Below are 17989 nucleotides of genomic sequence, written 5' to 3'. Positions count from 1 at the left end.
GGCCACTGCACGCCGTGACTGCCGCGTGCCTTCCCGAAGCGGACAACCGCGCTCGGTAATCTGGCCGACGTGAACACCGTCGAGCCGCCCGAACATGTGTTGAACACATTCGGGCTCACCGCCCACCCGCCCATCGCGATGGGGGAATCGTGGGTCGGCGGGTGGCGGGTCGGCGAAGTCGTGCTGTCTCTGGTGCCCGATCACGCGCGTGCCGCATGGTCGGCGTCGGTGCGGGAGTCGCTGTTCGTCGAGGGAATGCGCATCGCGCGCCCGTTCCGCGCCACCGACGGCCGTTACGTGGTGTCCGGCTGGCGGGCGGACACCTATATCGCGGGGACTCCCGAACCGCGGCACGACGAGGTCGTCCTCGTCGCCGACCGTCTGCACGAGGCGACCGCCTCGCTCGAACGTCCCCGGTTCCTACTGCAGCCACCGGCCCCGCCGCACACCGACGTCGATGTCTTCACCGCTGCCGATCGCGCGGCCTGGGAGGACGTACCGCTGCGCTCGGCCCGCGCCGCGGGGATGGCCGAGCCGACCGCGCCGGACGCCGTGCAGAGCGTCGAGATGTTGAGAACCCTTGCGAAACTTCGCAAACCGGTGAATCTGCCGTCTCAGGTCGTGCACGGCGACCTCTTCGGCACCGTCCTGTTCGCGGGGGCTGCCGCGCCCGGCATCACCGACATCGTCCCGTACTGGCGTCCGGCTCCGTGGGCGGCGGCAGTGGCGGTGGTCGACGCCCTCGCGTGGGGCGGCGCGGACACCGAACTCATCCAGCGGTGGTCCGATCAGCCGGAGTGGCCGCAGATGATGCTGCGGGCGACGATGTTCCGGCTGGCCGTCCACGCCCTGCACCCGCGGTCGACCTCGGGCGCACTGCCCGGGTTGCAGCGAGTCGTCGAACATGTACGTTTACTCGTATAACCGCAGTTCACAGCCCTGATTGACCTCCGACAGGGTTCTCACAACGCCTGTGTGACGGAGTGAGGACAACGTGACCATGCGGTCACCTCGCGGAAAATCCGCGCAACACGCCCCCTCCACACTTGGTCTCGAGTCGCACGACATCGGTGTCGGCGTCCCACACGACAGCCACCACTGCACATACAGCCCCACAGTGCATGGCAGTGACACCACGTAGACCACCGAGCATCGGAGGCGGAGCCTTGGCATTCGCAGACCTCACCGCGAACCTGAAACGAGACCACACCATCACCGACTGGGATCCCGAGGATCGGGAGGCCTGGGACAACGGCAACGCCGCGATCGCCAAACGCAACCTGATCTGGTCGGTGATCTGCGAACACGTCGGCTTCTCGATCTGGTCGCTGTTCTCGGTGATGGCCCTGTTCATGGGTCCCGAATACGGCATCAGCATGGACCAGAAGTTCATCATCGCCGCGACCGCGACCCTGGTCGGCTCGTGCCTGCGCATTCCCTACACCCAGGCCACCGCCCGCTTCGGCGGCCGCAACTGGGCGATCTTCTCCGCCGTCGTGCTGCTCATCCCGACCGGGCTGACGATGATGCTGATGATGAACCCGGGTGAGTTCGGGTTTGGCTGGTTCCTCGCGGTCGCGGCGATCACCGGTTTCGGTGGCGGCAACTTCGCGTCGTCGATGACCAACATCAACGCCTTCTACCCCCAGCGCCTGAAGGGCTGGGCGCTCGGACTCAACGCCGGCGGCGGCAACATCGGCGTGCCGGTCGTGCAGGTCATCGGTCTGGTGGTCATCTGGCTGGCGGCGGACAACCCGGAAATCGTCTGCGCCATCTATCTCGTGGCTCTCGCGGTGGCCGGGATCGGCGCCGCCGTCTACATGGACAACCTGGACCACCAGACGGCGAGCGGGCGGGCCATGATCGACTGCCTCAAACACCGTGACACCTGGCTGATCTGCCTGCTCTACATCGGTACGTTCGGTTCCTTCATCGGCTTCGGGTTCGCGTTCGGTCAGGTCCTCAACATCAGCTTCACCGAGGCGGGGGTCGCCAAACCGGCGCTGGCGGCAGCACAGATCGTCTGGATCGGTCCGTTGCTGGGATCGGTCATCCGTCCCTACGGCGGCAAACTGGCGGATCGCGTCGGCGGCGGCAAGGTGACGCTGTACACCTTCATCGCGATGGTGTTCTCCGCGGCGATCCTCGTCGTCGCCGGCACGATCGCCGACAACAACGGCAAGACGATCACCGGTGCCACGTTGACGGCCTTCATCATCGGGTTCATCCTGCTGTTCCTGCTGTCGGGCCTGGCCAACGGGTCGGTGTACAAGATCATCCCGACCATCTGGGAGCACAAGGCGCAGTCCTTGAGCGGACTCAACTCGCACGGCAAGACCAAGTGGTCACGCAGCATGTCCGGTGCGCTCATCGGGATCGCCGGTGCGGCAGGCGGTCTCGGCGGTGTGGGCATCAACCTGGTCTTGCGCGCGAGCTATCAGTCCAACAAGTCGGCGACGATGGCCTTCTGGGTGTTCATGCTCTTCTACATCCTGGCCGCGGTCGTGACCTGGTGGTTCTATGCCCGCCGCCCGATCGTCATCGCGGAGACCACGGATCTGTCGGTGGCAGGCACCCCGCAGGGTGTCGCTGCGGCCGGCACCGAGGCACCGGGTGGTGTCGAACCCGAGGGCACCGACAAGCAGGCAATCAAACAAGCGCTGGCCTGATCGACGTGAGGACACCGGCGAGGCAAGGGAGTCAAGAGCAGTGAACAGCGAAACCGCAACGCGCACCACGAAAACGGTCGTGGTGGTGGGCCACGGTATGGTCGGCCATCGCTTCGTTCAGGCGCTCCGCGAGCGCGACGTGACCGACCGGTGGCGGATCGAGATCGTCAGCGAGGAGATCGACCCGGCCTATGACCGAGTCGGACTGTCCTCGTATGTCGGTGCCTGGCAGCGTGATTCGCTCGCATTGGAGGGCAACACGTATGCCGGCGACGATCGGGTCGTCACGCATCTGGGCGAGATCGTCACCGGCATCGATCGCGACGCCCGCCGCGTCGTCACCTCGAGTGGTCGCGAGATCGACTACGACGCGGTGGTTCTCGCCACCGGCTCGTATGCCTTCGTCCCGCCGGTTCCCGGCCATGACAACGATCGGTGCTTCGTCTACCGCACCCTCGACGACCTCGACGACATCCGGGCCGCGGCGCAGGCCGCCGGTCCGGGTGCGACGGGCGTCGTGGTCGGCGGCGGTCTCCTCGGACTCGAGGCCGCCAACGCGCTCAAGCTGATGGGGGTGACCCCGCACGTGGTGGAGTTCGCACCGCGCCTGATGCCGATGCAGGTCGACGAGGGCGGCGGCGCGATCCTGAAGAACCTCGTGACCGATCTCGGACTCGAGGTCCACACCGGGGTCGGGACGTCGGAGATCGCCGACGCCGAGGACGGCGGCCTGCGGGTGACGCTGTCCGACGAGTCGTCGATCGAGGCATCCCTGGTCGTCTTCTCCGCGGGTGTCCGGCCGCGCGATCAGCTGGCGCGGGAGTCGGGACTCGCGGTCGGCGAGCGCGGTGGCGTGCTGGTCGACGCCGGTTGTGTCACCGACGACGAGAACATCTACGCCATCGGCGAGGTCGCGGCCGTCGAGGGCCGCTGCTACGGGCTCGTCGCCCCCGGATATTCGACTGCCGAGGTGGTCGCGGATCGTCTCCTCGGCGGCGCGTCGGAGTTCCCCGGTGCCGACCTGTCCACGAAGCTGAAGCTCCTCGGCGTCGACGTCGCCAGTTTCGGCGACGCGTTCGGCGCCACCGAGAACGCGCTAGAGATCACCTACCACGACGCCGTCGCCGGCCGGTACGCCAAGATCGTCGTCAGCGACGATGCGAAGACGCTGCTCGGCGGAATCCTGGTCGGCGACGCGTCGGCCTACGCGATGCTCAAGCCGATGGTCGGCCGGGAGATCCCGGGTGACCCGGCAGCGCTGATCGCGCCCGAGGGCGGCGCCGCGGTGGGTATGGACGCGCTTCCCGACGACGCCGAGATCTGCTCGTGCAACGGAGTCTCGAAGGGCACGATCTGTTCGGCGATCGCCGCGGGCGCGTGCGAGATCGCCGACATCAAGAAGGAGACCTGCGCCGGTACCACCTGCGGGGGATGTCTGCCGAGCATCAAGCAGCTGCTCGCCGCCTCCGGGGTGGAGCTGAGCAAGTCGCTCTGCGATCACTTCGCCCAGTCCCGTGCGGAACTGTTCGAGATCGTCGCGGTCACGGGCATCCGGACGTTCTCCGAACTCATCGAACGGCATGGCACCGGTCAGGGATGTGAGATCTGCAAGCCGACGGTCGCGTCGATCCTGGCCTCGACCTCCAGCGAGCACATCCTCGACGGTGAGCAGGCCGCGCTGCAGGACACCAACGATCACTTCCTGGCCAACATGCAGAAGAACGGGTCGTACTCCGTCGTACCGCGGATGCCCGGCGGCGAGGTCACGCCCGAACAGCTGATCGTCATCGGTGAGATCGCCCGCGACTTCGGGCTGTACACCAAGGTCACCGGTGGCCAGCGCATAGATCTGTTCGGTGCGCGCGTCGACCAGCTGCCCGAGATCTGGCGGCGTCTGGTCGACGCGGGCATGGAGTCGGGGCAGGCGTACGGCAAGAGTCTGCGGACGGTGAAGAGTTGCGTCGGTTCGACGTGGTGCCGCTATGGCGTGCAGGACTCGGTTGGGATGGCCGTCCTGCTGGAGAAGCGCTACCGCGGGCTGCGCTCACCCCACAAGATCAAGTTCGGCGTGTCGGGGTGTGCCCGCGAGTGCGCCGAGGCCAGGGGCAAGGACGTCGGCGTGATCGCCACCGAGCACGGCTGGAACCTCTACGTCGGCGGCAACGGCGGCCAGAGCCCGAAGCACGCGGTGCTGCTCGCCAGCGGAGTGGATGACGAGACCCTCGTCGCCTACATTGATCGGTACCTCATGTTCTACATCCGAACCGCCGATCGACTGCAGCGCACAGCGCCGTGGCTGGAGTCGCTCGAAGGTGGTCTCGACCATCTGAAGGACGTCGTCTGCGAGGACAGTCTGGGACTCGCCGCCGAACTCGAGGGCGCGATGGCCCGCCACGTCGGCGGCTACCAGGACGAGTGGGCGGCGGTGCTCGCGGACGAGGACAAGCTGAAGCGGTTCGTCTCGTTCGTGAACGCGCCGGACGTCGTCGACCCGACCATCCGGTTCTCCGACTACGAACGGAAGGCGCCGGTGCTGCTCGATCTGCCCACGGTGCGGTCCGGTCAGGACGATCCGATCTCCGAACCGGTGAAAGAAGGAGTGCCGACATGACCATCGCACCAGAAGAGGCCGGTCTCGTGGCCGAGGCCCGGGACGGTTCCTGGGTCCGTGCCTGCCCGCTCGACGACCTGATCATCGGCCGTGGCGTGGCCGTGCTCGGCCCCGTCGGCGTCCAGGCGGCGCTGTTCCGGCTGCCCGCCGCCGAGACCGACCGCGAGGCCGCTCCCGGGCGTTCGCGCCTGTACGCCATCGGCAACATCGACCCCTTCGGGCGCGCGGCGGTGATGTCGCGCGGACTCACCGGCGACCGCGGGGGCGAGCCCACCGTGGCGTCGCCGCTCGGCAAGCAGGTCTTCGCGCTGCGCACCGGGGTGTGCCTCGACGACGAGTCCGTGTCGGTGCCGAGCTTCGGGGTGCGCGTCGTGAACCGGATGGTCGAGGTGTTCTTTCCCGCGTGAACACCACAGACCCCACCGGTGCAGAAACAGCCGGTGCGTCATCCACAGAGCCCGATGCCCTGCCGTTGGCCGGGTTCACCATCGGGATCACCGCGGCACGTCGTGCCGAGGAGTTCGCCGTGCTCCTGGAACGGCGTGGAGCGCAGGTCATGCAGGCGCCGACGATCCGCATCCTGCCGCTCGTCGACGACACCGAACTCGAGCGGGTGACCGAGGAGCTCATCGCCTCGCCCCCGGAGGTCATGGTCGCCACGACCGGGATCGGCTTCCGCGGCTGGGTCGAAGCGGCCGACGGGTGGGGTAATGCCGAGGACGTCATCCAGGCTTTGTCGAAGAGCCGACTGATCGCGCGCGGGCCCAAGGCGAAGGGTGCCATCCGCGCCGCCGGTCTGCGTGAGGAGTGGTCCCCCGAGAGCGAGTCCTCCTCGGAGGTCCTGGACAAGTTGCTCGAGGAGGGTGTCGAGGGTGTGCGGATCGCGGTCCAGCTGCACGGTGCAACGAGCGAATGGGAACCGCTGCCGGACTTCTGCACCGTGCTGCGCGCCGCCGGCGCGCAGGTGGTGCCGATCCCGGTGTACCGCTGGAACATGCACCCCGACGTGGCGCGTATCGACAAGATGATCGCCGCGGTGGTCCGCGGGGACCTGGACGCGATCACCTTCACCAGCGCCCCCGCCGCGGCGTCGATCCTCACGCGTGCCAAAGAACTCGGCAAGCTGCAACAGTTCATCCACGCGTTACGGACCGCCGTGCCGGTCATGTGCGTGGGTTCGGTCACCGCGAGTCCGCTGGAGGCGTTGCAGATCCCCACGATCTACCCGCGCCGGTTCCGGCTCGGTGCGCTCGCGCGACTGATCACCGACGAACTGCCGCGGCGCAGCCATCTGCTGCGGGTCGCCGGTCACGACACCGCGATCCGCGGGCAGGCCGTCGTGGTCGACGGTGAGCTGCGCGAGATGTCGGCGACGAGTCTGCTCCTGCTCAAACTGCTGGCCCGCAATCCCGGGCGGGTGGTCTCGCGGCAGGAGCTGCTCGCGGGATTGCCCGGTGACAGCTCGGACACCCATGCGGTCGAGGTCGCCGTCGCGCGACTGCGTGCCGCACTGGGGGATTCGAAGATGGTGCAGACGGTGGTCAAACGAGGGTACCGGCTGGCCGTCGACCTCGAGTACGACGCCGAAGTCGAGTGAGAAGGAAGCGAGAACACATGAACGACAACCATGTACGGCTTCCGCACGGTGACCGGTTACAGGGGTACAGCCCCGTCCTGGTCGCACATGGGACCCGCAACCCGCACGGGGTCAACGTGATCGCCCAGATCGCGGAGGCGGTCAGCGATCGGATCGGGCTCACCCGCACCGCATTCGTCGACGTTCTCGGGCCGACGCCGAGCGAGGTCATTGCCGACCTGGACCGTCCGGCCGTGCTGGTGCCGGCGTTCCTCGCTTCGGGATACCACGTCCGCAAGGACCTACCCGAACACGTCGCGGCCGCCGGCCGAGAGGACACCGTGGTCACCCGGGCGCTGGGGCCCGATCCGGCCATCGCCTCGGTCGCGCGACTCCGCCTGGCCGAAGCGGGCTGGGAACCGGGCGACGCGGTGGTTCTCGCCGCCGCCGGATCGTCGGATGAGAGTGCCTGTGGCCAAGTGCATCTGGCTGCGCGGCAGCTGGAATCGCTCATCGGTGGACGGGTCGAGGTCGGGTTCATCACCACCGCGACGCCCACGGTGCCCGAGGCGCTCGAGCGGGCCCGACGATCGGGTCGGCGCGTGGTCATCGCCAGCCACCTTCTCGCCCCGGGGCTGTTCCATCAGCGTCTGAGCACCTACGGCGCGGACGCGGTCGCCGCACCGCTGGGACCGGACCCGCGGATCGTCGACCTGATCGTCACCCGGATGCGTGCGGCCATCAGTCCGTATCGGCGGACCGCCGCATCCCGACGGGCTTAGTGGTGTCAGGCGGAAGTGTCCCAGCGGCATCCACGCAGCTGAACCCGTCCGTCGGTGATCGGAACACCCTCCGCGCGTAGGCGTTCCAGTTGTCGGGTGGCGAGATGTGGTGCCGGCCGGCCACTGGCGGGCACCACCCGGTGCCAGGGCAGATCCGCGGTGTCGGTCCGCATGATCCAGCCGACGATCCGAGGGCTGGACAATCCGGCCGCCGTGGCCAGGTCGCCGTAAGTGCTCACCTGGCCGGCGGGGATCGCCGCCACGAGTCCGCGGACCCGTTCGACCTGTTCCTCGGTGATGGCGGCCATCGGCGTAAACCCCTTCGTCTCGCGAGGTCGTCTCGAGAAGCGCTGTGTCAGAGCAGTGATCGGATGAGCGTGGCAGCGAGCTCGGGTTCGAGGAACGGCACCATGTGTTCGCAGTCGGCATGGTGGACGCTGACCTCGGCTCCGCGTTCGCTCGCGCACGCATCCAGGAAGGCCGGCCGCACGAACGGCGGCTGCACCTGACCGGCGACCACCACGTGGGTCGGCACCCCGGGTGGCGGAAGCACTGCGGGTCTTGCCATCTCGCTCCACGACGCCGCTGCGGCGGGGGCACTGACCCGCCAGCCGACCCGGCCGCGAGGCCGGGGGGTCAGGTGCTCGGCGAGTTCGGCCTCCATGAGCGCATCGGGAACCGCAGCCCAGCCCTCGGCGCGTTTCGCCGAGCGGGCGGCGTCGGCGTCGGCGTAATCCCAGTTGTCGAGACTGTCGGTCGCCACCTGGAGTGCGAAGTCGGGGTCGAGGCCCTGCGCGGGGTCGAGCAGAACCAGGCCCCGGACCGCGTCCGGGCGGCGGTTGGCCAGGTGCAACGCCAGCGCGCCGCCGAACGAGTGACCCACGACGACCACCGGCTGCTCGTCGGCGGGGATGTGGTCGTCGATCACCGCGGACAGCGCGCGGACCTGGTGTTCGATGCTCCACGGCGGGCGCCACGGCGAACGGCCGTGACCGATCAGATCCGGTGCGACGAGGCGGACGCCGGGCAGGTGATCGGTCAGTGCCGCCCAGCGACGGCCGTGGCCGGTGAGTCCGTGAACGGCGAGAACCGCAGGACCGCTGCCGAAGACATGGGTGTTGAGAGCTGCCACCCGTCCATCCTGCCGTACGGCGGACGACGGGAAGCGACGCAGGTGGCGGGCGCGGTCGACAAGACCGTCGGTGGACCATGATTCGATGGGGGCATGAGTCGGAAGTCGGGTGCCCAGACCCCGCGCAGCGCGCTGCGTGCGCGGCTGGTCGCGGCCCCCGACCCGGCCGACCGGCCCCGGCACTGGCCGCGCTCGGTGGCGCAGGTGATCGACCCGCCGACGAGCCGGCCGGCAGACGAGGAGCAGGCGTGGCGTCCGGTGCGGGTGCACGGCGGTCCGGGCAGCGGGAAGACGGCGTTGATCGTCGACGCCGCGGTCGCCCGCCTGCTCGACCCGGCCACCGATCCCGAATCCGTCCTCGTATTGGCGTCGAGCCGACGCGCAGCCGTCGCGCTGCGCGAGGAGATCACCCGGCGCGTCCTGTCTGCCGGGTCGAGCGGTCGCCGGGTCCTCGGCGGAGCGTTGCGCGAGCCTCTCGTGCGTACCGTGCACTCCTACGCGTTCGCGATCCTGCGCCTGCAGGCCCAGGCCCACAACAATCCGCCGCCACGCCTCATCACCGGATCCGAACAGGACGTCGTCCTGCGCGAACTCCTCGCCGGCGACATCGAGGACGGCGCCGAATACTGGCCGAAGCACCTGCGGCCCGCACTGGGCACCGACGGTTTCGCCCAGGCGTTGCGTGACCTGATGATGCGCGCCGCCGAACGCGGGGTGGGTCCCGAAGAGCTTGCTGCGCTGGGGCGTACACACAAGCGCCCGGAGTGGACCGCGGCTGCCCGGGCGTACGCGCAGTACGAGCAGAACATGCTGCTGCGCGGGGCCGTCGGTCTCGAGACCCCGGGTGCCTCGGCGCCCGCGGTCGATGCGGCGGAGCTGATCGGCTCGGCCCTGTCGGCGTTCGCCACCGATCCCGACCTGTTGAGCGGGGAGCGCCGCCGCATCCGACATCTACTGGTCGATGACGCGCAACATCTCGATCCCCAAGCTGCGCAACTCATCACGCTGGTCGGCACCGGCACGCTATCCACGATCGTCGCGGCCGACACCGATCAGTCCGTGTTCGGCTTCCGGGGTGCGAGTCCGCGCTTCGCCGACGGGTTGGCCGAACCGGGCAGCCCGCTCGACATCCGCTTGGAGCATGATTTCCGCGCCCGTCCCGAACTGTCCCGGCTCGGGCGTGCGATCGCCGCCCGGTTGCCCGGCGCCCGCCCGCACCCCTATCCCGAGCCCGTCTCGGATCCGGGAGCGCCCGACCGGCCATCGGACGGTGGAGGCGGTGCGGCCGCGGTGCGGGTGTACGGGTCGGCGGCCAAGGAGGCCACCGCCATCGCCGACCTCCTGCGTCGTGCTCATCTCTTCGACGGTGTCCCGTGGTCGCAGATGTCGGTCGTCGTACGGTCGGTGTCCCTGGCGTTGCCGCCGTTGCGCCGAGCCTTCCGTTCCGCGGGGGTACCCCTGACGACACCGGCAAGCGACCTGCCCCTGCATCGGCAACGCGCGGTCATCGGGTTGATGCTGGTGCTCCGCGCGGTCGCTGCGCGCGCGTCGGCTCCTGCGGGCCCCACGGACACGTCCACCCCTGATGGGACCACCCCCGACCCGCTCCCCGATGCACCATCGGACCCCGCGCGGTTCGCCACCGACCTGTTCACCACCGACCTGTTCACGACCGACCTGTTCACGACCGAGGACACGCTCACATTGCTGTCCGGTCCGATCGGAGCCGCCGATCCGGGTTCGATGCGTCGACTCCGGCGTGGTGTACGGCGCCTCGACGACGCCGATGATCCGGCGGGACAACCGGATTCACTCACGTCGCTGACCCGCGCCATTCTCGATCCGGAGGTCGGCGCGCGATATCGTCGCAGACTCACCGAGACCGAGGCGACGCCACTGGCCCGCGTGCTCGACGTCGTCGCCGCAGCCCAGCGAGTACACGACGCGCGCCGTGGGATCGAGGAGACCTTGTGGGCGGCGTGGCAGGCCACCGGGCTCGAACGGCGCTGGGCGGCATCGGCGGTTCGCGGAGGCCCGGCCGGCGAGCAGGCCGACCGCGACCTCGACGCGGTCATGGCGATGTTCGAGTCCGCCGCTGACTTCGCCGACACCTTGCCCGCGGCCGGACCCGCCGGGTTCGTGCACTACCTGTCCCAGTTGCAGATTCCGCGTGACACCCGAACAGCCGCCGCGGCAACCGAATCGGTGTCGATACTCTCTGCGCACGCCGCGGTGGGGCGAGAATGGGACGTCGTGGCCGTCGCCGGCGTCCAGGACGGGTTGTGGCCGTCGTTGCGCAGCCGCGGCGGTGTTCTCGCCACCGGGCAACTCGTCGACATCCTCGACGGCATGGACGCCGATGCCGTGGACACCGTCGCCCGCGGGGCGACCGCCCTCGCCGACGAGCGCCGGCTGTTCCTCGTCGCCTGCACCCGGGCCCGCAGCCGGCTTCTCGTGACCGCCGTCGAGGACGGCAGCGGGGACTCCTCGCCGTCGCGCTTCATCACCGAACTCGCGGATCTGGTGGAGGATCCCGATGATCCGGCCGAATCGGCCCGCGCCGAGGTCCGGCTCGATCCCGGCGTCGACCGGGTGCTGTCCCTGCCCTCTCTGGTCGCGACCCTGCGATCGGCGGTCATCGCCGGTGCCGACGAACCCGAGGCCCCCCGCGCGAGAGCCGCGGCGCGCCTGCTGGCCGAGCTCGCCGACTCCGACATCCCGGGCGCGCATCCGCGCGACTGGTTCGGGCTCGCCGCACCCAGCACCGACGCTCCGCTGTGGACGCCGGACTCGGGCGCGTTGACGCTCTCGCCATCCAATGTCGATGCGCTGACCCGCTGTTCGCTGCGATGGGTGCTCGAACGCAACGGTGGACGCGATGGCGACGGCACGCCGGCACTGACCGGCAGCCTCGTGCACACCCTGGTCCAGGCGGTCGCCGGGCAACTCGACCCGGCCGAGGTGACGGCGGCACTGCGCGGCATCTGGGAGCGTGTCGACACCGGGGCGGGCTGGTACTCGGCCCGCGAGCTCGAACGGGCCGAGGGCATGCTCGGGCACTTCCGGGAGTGGCTGCGCATCTCGCGCGCCGAACTCGAGGAGGTCGGGGTCGAATTGCCGATCGACGCGACCATTCCGGCCGAGTCCGGGTCTGAGTCCGACGAGCCCGCGGTCCGGCTACGGGGGCGCGTCGACCGCCTCGAGACCGATGCCGATGGCCGACCCGTCGTCGTCGACGTGAAGACGTCCAAGAACCCCATCACCAAGGCCGACGCCGACGAGCACGCCCAGATGGCGGCGTATCAGGTGGCGCTGGCGCACGGTGGGGTGCCGCAGTTCGGCGACGCCGCGCCCGGTGGTGCCCGACTGGTGTACGTGTCGGCTGCGAACCGGAATTCCGGTGCCGCCGAACGGGTTCAGTCGCCGCTCACACCGGAGTTGCTCGACGAATGGATCGGTGTGGTGCGTCGTGCGGCACGGGCGAGTATCGGTCCGACGTACCACGCGACACCCAACCCCGGCTGTGTGCACTGCAACCTCACCACGAGTTGCCCCGCCCAGATCCCGGGGAAGGCGGTGACCGATGACTGACCCGAACCCGGCCGGACGGCCGATCGTCGGGGCGAAGTCGCTGTCGGCCGCGTTGGGACTGCCTGATCCCACGCCCGAACAGGTCGCGGTGATCGAGGCGCCGATGGAACCGATGCTCGTCGTTGCCGGTGCCGGTGCCGGCAAGACCGAGACGATGGCCTCGCGTGTGGTGTGGCTGGTGGCCAACCAGCTCGTGGGCCCCGACGAGATCCTCGGACTGACGTTCACGCGCAAGGCCGCGAGCGAACTCGGCGCCCGAATCCGTCGTCGGCTCTCGATGCTCGCCGGGTCCCCGGCGCTGCGGAACTGGGATCCCGACGGCGCGTTGGCCGCCCGGCTGCGCGGCGCCGACCCGGAGGTGAGCACCTACCACGCCTACGCCGGCCGGTTGATCGCGGACTACGGGCTGCTCCTCCCGGTGGAACCGTCGTCGACACTGCTCACCGAGACCGAGCTCTGGCAGCTCGCCTTCTCGCTGGTCTCCGCATGGCCGGGCGAACTGAACACCAAGAAGGTCCCGGCCAGTGTCACCGAGGCGGTGCTCAAGCTGTACGGCGAGATGTCGGAGCACCTCGTCGACATCGCCGACCTCGCGCGGGCGGGATCGACGCTGTACGACCTCGTCGACACACTTCCGAAAGGTCCCAAGCAGCGCGACAAACCGACTCAGGCGCTGCTGAAGGTCCAAGAGGTCATCGACGAACGCCGGGAGCTGATCCCGATGGTGATCGCGCTGGGGGAGACGATGCGCTCGCAGTCCGCGCTCGACTTCGGCAGCCAGATGTCGCTCGCGGCCCGGTTGGTGGCGTCCAATCCCGAAGTCGTGGCGGCCGAACGCACCGCCTTCCGGGCGGTTCTGCTGGACGAGTACCAGGACACCGGTCACTCGCAGCGGGTGTTGCTGTCGACGCTGTTCGGCGGACACGGGCGCGTGCCGGTCGCGGTCACCTCCGTCGGCGATCCCATCCAGTCCATCTACGGGTGGCGCGGCGCCTCGGCGGCCAACCTGCCGCGGTTCGCACGCGACTTCCCACGACCCGATGGGACGCCGGCCCAGCGCCTGGAACTCCTGACCAGCTGGCGTAATGCGGCGCAGGGCCTTCGGTTGGCCAACCAGATGTCCGAAGAGCTCCGCCGCCGCGGTATCCCGGTCAGCGTGCTCCGACCCCGTCCCGACGCCCCGCACGGAACGGCGACGATCGCCCTGACCGAGACGGTCGTCGACGAACGGAACTTCATCGCCGACGCGATCGAGGAACGGTACCGGGCGGCCGAGACCGCGGACGAGGCGCCGCCGACGACCGCGATCCTCGTGCGGCGCAACGAGGATTCGGCGCCGCTGGCCGCCGAACTGGAGAGTCGGGGCATCCCCACCGAGGTGGTCGGCATCGGCGGGCTCCTGCACGTCCCCGAGATCGAGGACATCGTCGCGACCCTGCGTGTGATGGCCGACCCGATGGCCGGGACCGCGGTCATGCGCCTTCTCACCGGGGCCCGCTGGCGTCTGGGTGCCAAGGATCTCGCCGCGCTGTGGCGCCGGGCCACCAACCTGGCCGCGGAGAGTTTCGCCGAGGCGGGCGGTGTGGTCACCAGCAGAGAAGCGCTCGACGCAGCACTCGACGCGGTGCTGCCCACCGAGATCGTCGACCGGGCGGGTATCGCCGACGCCGTCGTCGACCCCGGCGACCCGACGGACTACAGCCCGGAGGGTTACGCCCGCATCCGGGCGTTCGGTGCGCAGCTGGAGTCACTACGTCGCCGCATCGGGCAGCCGCTGCCCGAACTCGTCGCCGACGTGGAGAACACGATCGGCGTCGGCGTCGAGGCACAGATCCGGGCGCGCCGGATGCGTGGCGCGATCACCGGCCGCGAGCACCTCGACGCCTTCGCCGACTACGTCAGTCACTATGCCGATCGCCAGGGTGCGAATCTGCCGGGCCTGCTGGCCTTTCTGGACGCCGCCGAGACCATCGAGAAAGGTCTCGAACCGGGACGCATCGAGGTGGCCGAACAGCGCGTGCAGATCCTCACCGTGCACGCGGCCAAGGGACTCGAATGGGATGTCGTGGCGATCCCACACCTGGCGAGGGGGATCTTCCCCAGCGCGAAGGCCGACACCACGTGGCTGGGCAGCGCGCGCGAGCTCCCGGCCGACCTGCGCGGCGATCTGGCCATCCCGGCCGAGGCGGCCGACGCTGCGCCCGAGGGTTTTCCGCTGCTGAAGATCGACACGGTCGCCGACCGGAAACAACTCGAGGACGCGTTGACCGATCACAAGGCCGCGATCGGCGAGCGTCGCCTCGAAGAGGACCGACGGCTGCTGTACGTGGCCCTCACCCGCGCTCGGCACGATCTGCTGATCTCGGCGCACCACTGGTCGGAGACCGGTGACAAGCCGCGCGGCGGTTCGGATTTCTTCGACGAGCTGATGGTCGGAATCGACGAGGCGATCACCGATCCGAGCGTCGACTCGACCGGTCTGTCGATCGCGGTGCGTACCCCGCCGCCCGAGCCGGACAGCCCGAACCCGTTGGCCGAGCGTGCGATCGCGGCGCCCTGGCCGCGCGATCCGCTCGCCGGACGCCGCGACCCGGTGCAGCGGGCGGCCGACCTGGTCACCGGCGCGATCACCGCCCGCGCGGCGCCCGCGCTGTTCGATGCCCCGGCCGACCCGTCCGGTTCCGCCACAGCGCCGCCGGCTGATCCGGCGGACGAGATCGGCGCGTGGGAGGCAGAGGTGTCGGCCCTGCTCGCCGAACATCACCAGGCCAATCAGGCGCTCGTCGAGGTGTCCCTGCCGACGCACCTGTCTGTCAGCCAACTGGTCGAACTCGACGCCGACGAGGCCGAGTTCGCCCGCAGGCTCCGTCGTCCGACACCGTTTCGTCCGAACCCGATGGCCCGGCGCGGCACCGCCTTTCACGCCTGGGTGGAACGCTGGTTCGGGGCGACACGTCTGCTCGACATCGACGAGTTGCCCGGTGCCGCCGACGCGACCGCGAGTCCGGACGCCGATCTCGAGGCCCTGCGCGCGGCGTTCCTCGCCTCGCCCTGGGCCAATCGCAGTCCCACCGAGGTGGAGGTGCCCTTCGAGACCGTCATCGGCGGGATCGTGGTGCGGGGACGGATCGACGCGGTCTTCGCCGAGAAAGACGGTTCGTGGACGGTCGTGGACTGGAAGACCGGTGTCGTGCCCGAACCCGCCCGCCGGGAATCGCTGTTCATCCAGCTGGCCGCCTACCGCTTGGCGTGGGCGCAACTGGCCGGGGTGGAGCCGACCGAGGTGCGAGCCGCGTTCCACTACGTGCGCGACGGGCACACCCTGGAGGCCGACGACCTGCCCGACGAGGCGACCCTCGCCGCCAAGCTCGCCAGATGAGCAGTCCCGCGACGGGGGCGGAGTCCCGCCAGATGCGTTGCGATGCCCCGCGGTGGGCTACATTGCAGCGTGTGAGCGAACTCCACGAGCGCGAGCGCGCCGGTGGCTAACCGCCTGCGCCGACGTTTCGCCGGTACCGAGCTGGCCAACCGGCCCGACCATGCACTGGTCGGCGTCGTCCGCATCCCCGAACTCCAGCAGAGTCCGAGCCGAGCGATCGGCCGACGCGTGTTCTGGGCGACGCTCGCGCTGCTGTTCACCTCGGTCGTGGTCTGGCTGGATCGTGCCGGATACCGCGACGCCCAGGACAACGAGCTGTCGTATCTGGATGCGCTGTACTACTCGGCGGTGACCCTCTCCACGACCGGCTACGGCGACATCACGCCGATCACCCCGTTCGCTCGTTTCATCAACCTCGTCATCATCACGCCGTTGCGTGTGCTGTTCCTGATCGTGCTGATCGGTACCACCCTCGAGGTGCTCACCGAGCGGTCCCGGCAGGCGCTCAAGATCCAGCGTTGGAGGAATACCGTGCGCAATCACACCGTGGTCATCGGCTATGGCACCAAGGGCCGGACCGCGGTGGACGCGATGCGGGGTGACGGCATCAAGCCCTCCGAGATCGTCGTCGTCGACGCCGACGCCACGGTGCTCGAGGCAGCCGCCTCCGACGGACTGGTGACCGTGCGCGGTGACGCCACCAAGTCGGACGTGCTCCGACTCGCCGGCGTCGCCCACGCCGCGAGCATCGTCGTGGCCACCAGCCGCGACGACACGGCGGTCCTCGCCACGCTCACCGCCCGCGAACTCAACCCGCGGGCGAAGATCGTCGCGTCGATCCGTGAGTCGGAGAACACCCACCTGATGCGCCAGTCCGGCGCCAACTCGGTGGTGGTCTCGTCGGAGACAGCCGGCCGCCTGCTCGGGATCGCGACGATGACCCCGTCGGTGGTCGAGGTGATCGAGGACCTCCTCACCCCGGATGCCGGTTACGCCATCGCCGAACGCGAGGTCGACCCGACCGAGACGGGCGGTTCGCCCTCGCACACCCGCGACATCGTTCTCGGCGTGGTCCGCAACGGCGTACTGCACCGCGTCGACGACAGCAAGGTCGAGCAGATCGAGGTCGGTGACCGCCTGCTGTACGTCCGCAAGAGCCCCAACGACGACTGACCCATCCGCCGTATCCGAGAAAGGCCAGTGCGACAGTGCATTTCGAGTTGCCTCAACCGCCGCTGCTGTCGCGTGCGGTGTTCGACCGCGCGGATGCGATCCGCGACGACACCGACCGGATGGCCGCCGGTTGGCCGACGGCGAAGGTGTTGCTTATCGACGCGGCCGGTCGGTACCCGGTCACCGATGCCGGTGCGTTGCACTGGGTCCCGGCGACGACCGTCGACCAGGCGCCGCCTGCGGACGCGGTCATCCTCGGTTTCGACGGGGCGGACGGCGACGGGGGAGCAGACCTGTGGACGCGGCGGGTGCACCACATCGACGGACCGACCGATGACGCCCGACGCGGTGCGACGCGGCTGTCCGCCGACGAGGCGGGCCTGCTAGCCACCGCGTTGGGAATACTGAACTGGCACGAGACCGCGCGTCATTCACCGGTCGACGGATCGGTCACGCAACCTGCACGTGGCGGCTGGGTCCGGCGCAGTGTCGACTCCGGACGAGACGAGTTCCCGCGTACCGACCCGGCGATCATCACCGTCGTCCACGACGGCGCCGACCGCATCCTGCTCGGTCGTCAGGCGGTGTGGCCGGACGGCTGGTATTCGACGCTGGCCGGTTTCGTCGAGCCGGGCGAGTCGCTCGAACAGTGCGTGCTGCGGGAGGTGCACGAGGAGGTCGGGATCGTGGTGCGCGAGCCGCGCTACCTGGGCAGTCAGCCGTGGCCGTTCCCGCGGTCGTTGATGCTGGGTTTCGCGGCGATCGGCGACCCGGCCGACGAACTGGCATTCCTCGACGGCGAGATCGGTGACGCGCAGTGGTTCCATCGCGACGAGGTCCGCGAGGCGCTCGCCCGTGGCGACGGCTGGTCGCGCGCCGAGGCGCCGGGTTCCGCCGATGCCGACCGCTTGCGTCTTCCCGGGTCGATCTCCATCGCGCGTTCGATGATCGAGGCCTGGGCGGCCGGATAGGCCGGCCCGCCTGGCCGATGGACTCAGACGGCCCGATGGACTCAGACGGCCCGATGGACTCAGACGGCCCGATGGACTCAGACGGCCCGATGGACTCAGACGAAG

At 69.5% G+C, this 17989-nt stretch carries 12 protein-coding genes; 10 read left to right on the top strand and 2 right to left on the bottom strand.

Annotated elements, in window-relative coordinates; translation table 11 throughout:
• Positions 1-69 precede the first annotated feature (69 nt).
• From ACFW3F_RS14695 to ACFW3F_RS14670, 6 genes are all read left to right on the top strand, one after another.
• Positions 70-924 carry a TIGR02569 family protein gene (locus ACFW3F_RS14695; RefSeq protein WP_388058524.1) on the top strand — a complete coding sequence of 285 codons (855 nt, stop codon included), beginning with the start codon at positions 70-72 and terminating at the stop codon, positions 922-924.
• Between the two features lie 242 nt (positions 925-1166).
• Positions 1167-2669, top strand: coding sequence for a nitrate/nitrite transporter (locus ACFW3F_RS14690; RefSeq protein WP_388058522.1), 1503 nt, complete (start codon positions 1167-1169; stop codon positions 2667-2669).
• Between the two features lie 40 nt (positions 2670-2709).
• Positions 2710-5280, top strand: a complete 2571-nt coding sequence (gene nirB, locus ACFW3F_RS14685) for a nitrite reductase large subunit NirB (RefSeq protein WP_388058520.1) — start codon at positions 2710-2712, stop codon at positions 5278-5280.
• Positions 5277-5687, top strand: coding sequence for a nitrite reductase (NAD(P)H) small subunit family protein (locus ACFW3F_RS14680; protein WP_388058518.1), 411 nt, complete (start codon positions 5277-5279; stop codon positions 5685-5687). The genes nirB and ACFW3F_RS14680 overlap by 4 nt, the downstream gene beginning before the upstream one ends.
• Complete coding sequence (locus tag ACFW3F_RS14675; RefSeq protein WP_388058516.1) at positions 5684-6877, top strand: uroporphyrinogen-III synthase; 1194 nt, start codon at positions 5684-5686, stop codon at positions 6875-6877. The genes ACFW3F_RS14680 and ACFW3F_RS14675 overlap by 4 nt, the downstream gene beginning before the upstream one ends.
• A gap of 17 nt (positions 6878-6894) precedes the next feature.
• On the top strand, positions 6895-7638 hold the full coding sequence (locus tag ACFW3F_RS14670; RefSeq protein ID WP_388058514.1) for a sirohydrochlorin chelatase: 744 nt from the start codon (positions 6895-6897) through the stop codon (positions 7636-7638).
• Positions 7639-7643: 5 nt separating this feature from the next.
• On the opposite strand, the gene ACFW3F_RS14665 is transcribed toward ACFW3F_RS14670, so the two are convergent.
• Together ACFW3F_RS14665 and ACFW3F_RS14660 are read right to left on the bottom strand one after the other, a co-directional pair.
• The gene (locus ACFW3F_RS14665; protein ID WP_388058512.1) at positions 7644-7946 is read right to left on the bottom strand and encodes an MGMT family protein; all 303 of its coding nucleotides are present in this window, start codon (positions 7944-7946) and stop codon (positions 7644-7646) included.
• Positions 7947-7993: 47 nt separating this feature from the next.
• A complete protein-coding gene (locus tag ACFW3F_RS14660; RefSeq protein ID WP_388058510.1) occupies positions 7994-8770 on the bottom strand; it encodes an alpha/beta fold hydrolase in 777 nt (258 codons plus the stop codon).
• 93 nt (positions 8771-8863) lie between these two features.
• Here ACFW3F_RS14660 and ACFW3F_RS14655 point away from each other — a divergent pair, with 93 nt between their 5' ends.
• The 4 genes from ACFW3F_RS14655 to nudC all read left to right on the top strand — a co-directional run bounded on the left by ACFW3F_RS14655 (position 8864) and on the right by nudC (position 17884).
• Positions 8864-12361, top strand: a complete 3498-nt coding sequence (locus ACFW3F_RS14655; RefSeq protein WP_388058508.1) for an ATP-dependent helicase — start codon at positions 8864-8866, stop codon at positions 12359-12361.
• Positions 12354-15740 (top strand): ATP-dependent helicase, encoded by a 3387-nt coding sequence (locus ACFW3F_RS14650; RefSeq protein ID WP_388058506.1) that lies wholly within the window; start codon positions 12354-12356, stop codon positions 15738-15740. The genes ACFW3F_RS14655 and ACFW3F_RS14650 overlap by 8 nt, the downstream gene beginning before the upstream one ends.
• Positions 15741-15842: 102 nt before the next feature.
• Positions 15843-16913 (top strand): potassium channel family protein, encoded by a 1071-nt coding sequence (locus ACFW3F_RS14645; protein WP_388058504.1) that lies wholly within the window; start codon positions 15843-15845, stop codon positions 16911-16913.
• A gap of 35 nt (positions 16914-16948) precedes the next feature.
• The gene (gene nudC, locus ACFW3F_RS14640) at positions 16949-17884 is read left to right on the top strand and encodes an NAD(+) diphosphatase (protein WP_388058502.1); all 936 of its coding nucleotides are present in this window, start codon (positions 16949-16951) and stop codon (positions 17882-17884) included.
• Positions 17885-17989: the final 105 nt, after the last annotated feature.

The organism is Gordonia sp. NPDC058843 (assembly GCF_042743165.1).
Lineage (GTDB): Bacteria > Actinomycetota > Actinomycetes > Mycobacteriales > Mycobacteriaceae > Gordonia.
The sequence above is the reverse complement of the archived record's forward strand: the minus strand, read 5'-3'. Positions and strand labels throughout refer to the sequence as shown.

Excerpts from the sequence above, each read along its gene's own strand:
- ACFW3F_RS14680 (WP_388058518.1), top strand. The coding sequence starts at position 5,277 with ATGACCATCGCACCAGAAGAGGCCGGTCTCGTGGCCGAGGCCCGGGAC.
- ACFW3F_RS14670 (WP_388058514.1), top strand. The coding sequence starts at position 6,895 with ATGAACGACAACCATGTACGGCTTCCGCACGGTGACCGGTTACAGGGG.
- ACFW3F_RS14665 (WP_388058512.1), bottom strand. The coding sequence starts at position 7,946 with ATGGCCGCCATCACCGAGGAACAGGTCGAACGGGTCCGCGGACTCGTG.
- ACFW3F_RS14655 (WP_388058508.1), top strand. The coding sequence starts at position 8,864 with ATGAGTCGGAAGTCGGGTGCCCAGACCCCGCGCAGCGCGCTGCGTGCG.
- ACFW3F_RS14650 (WP_388058506.1), top strand. The coding sequence starts at position 12,354 with ATGACTGACCCGAACCCGGCCGGACGGCCGATCGTCGGGGCGAAGTCG.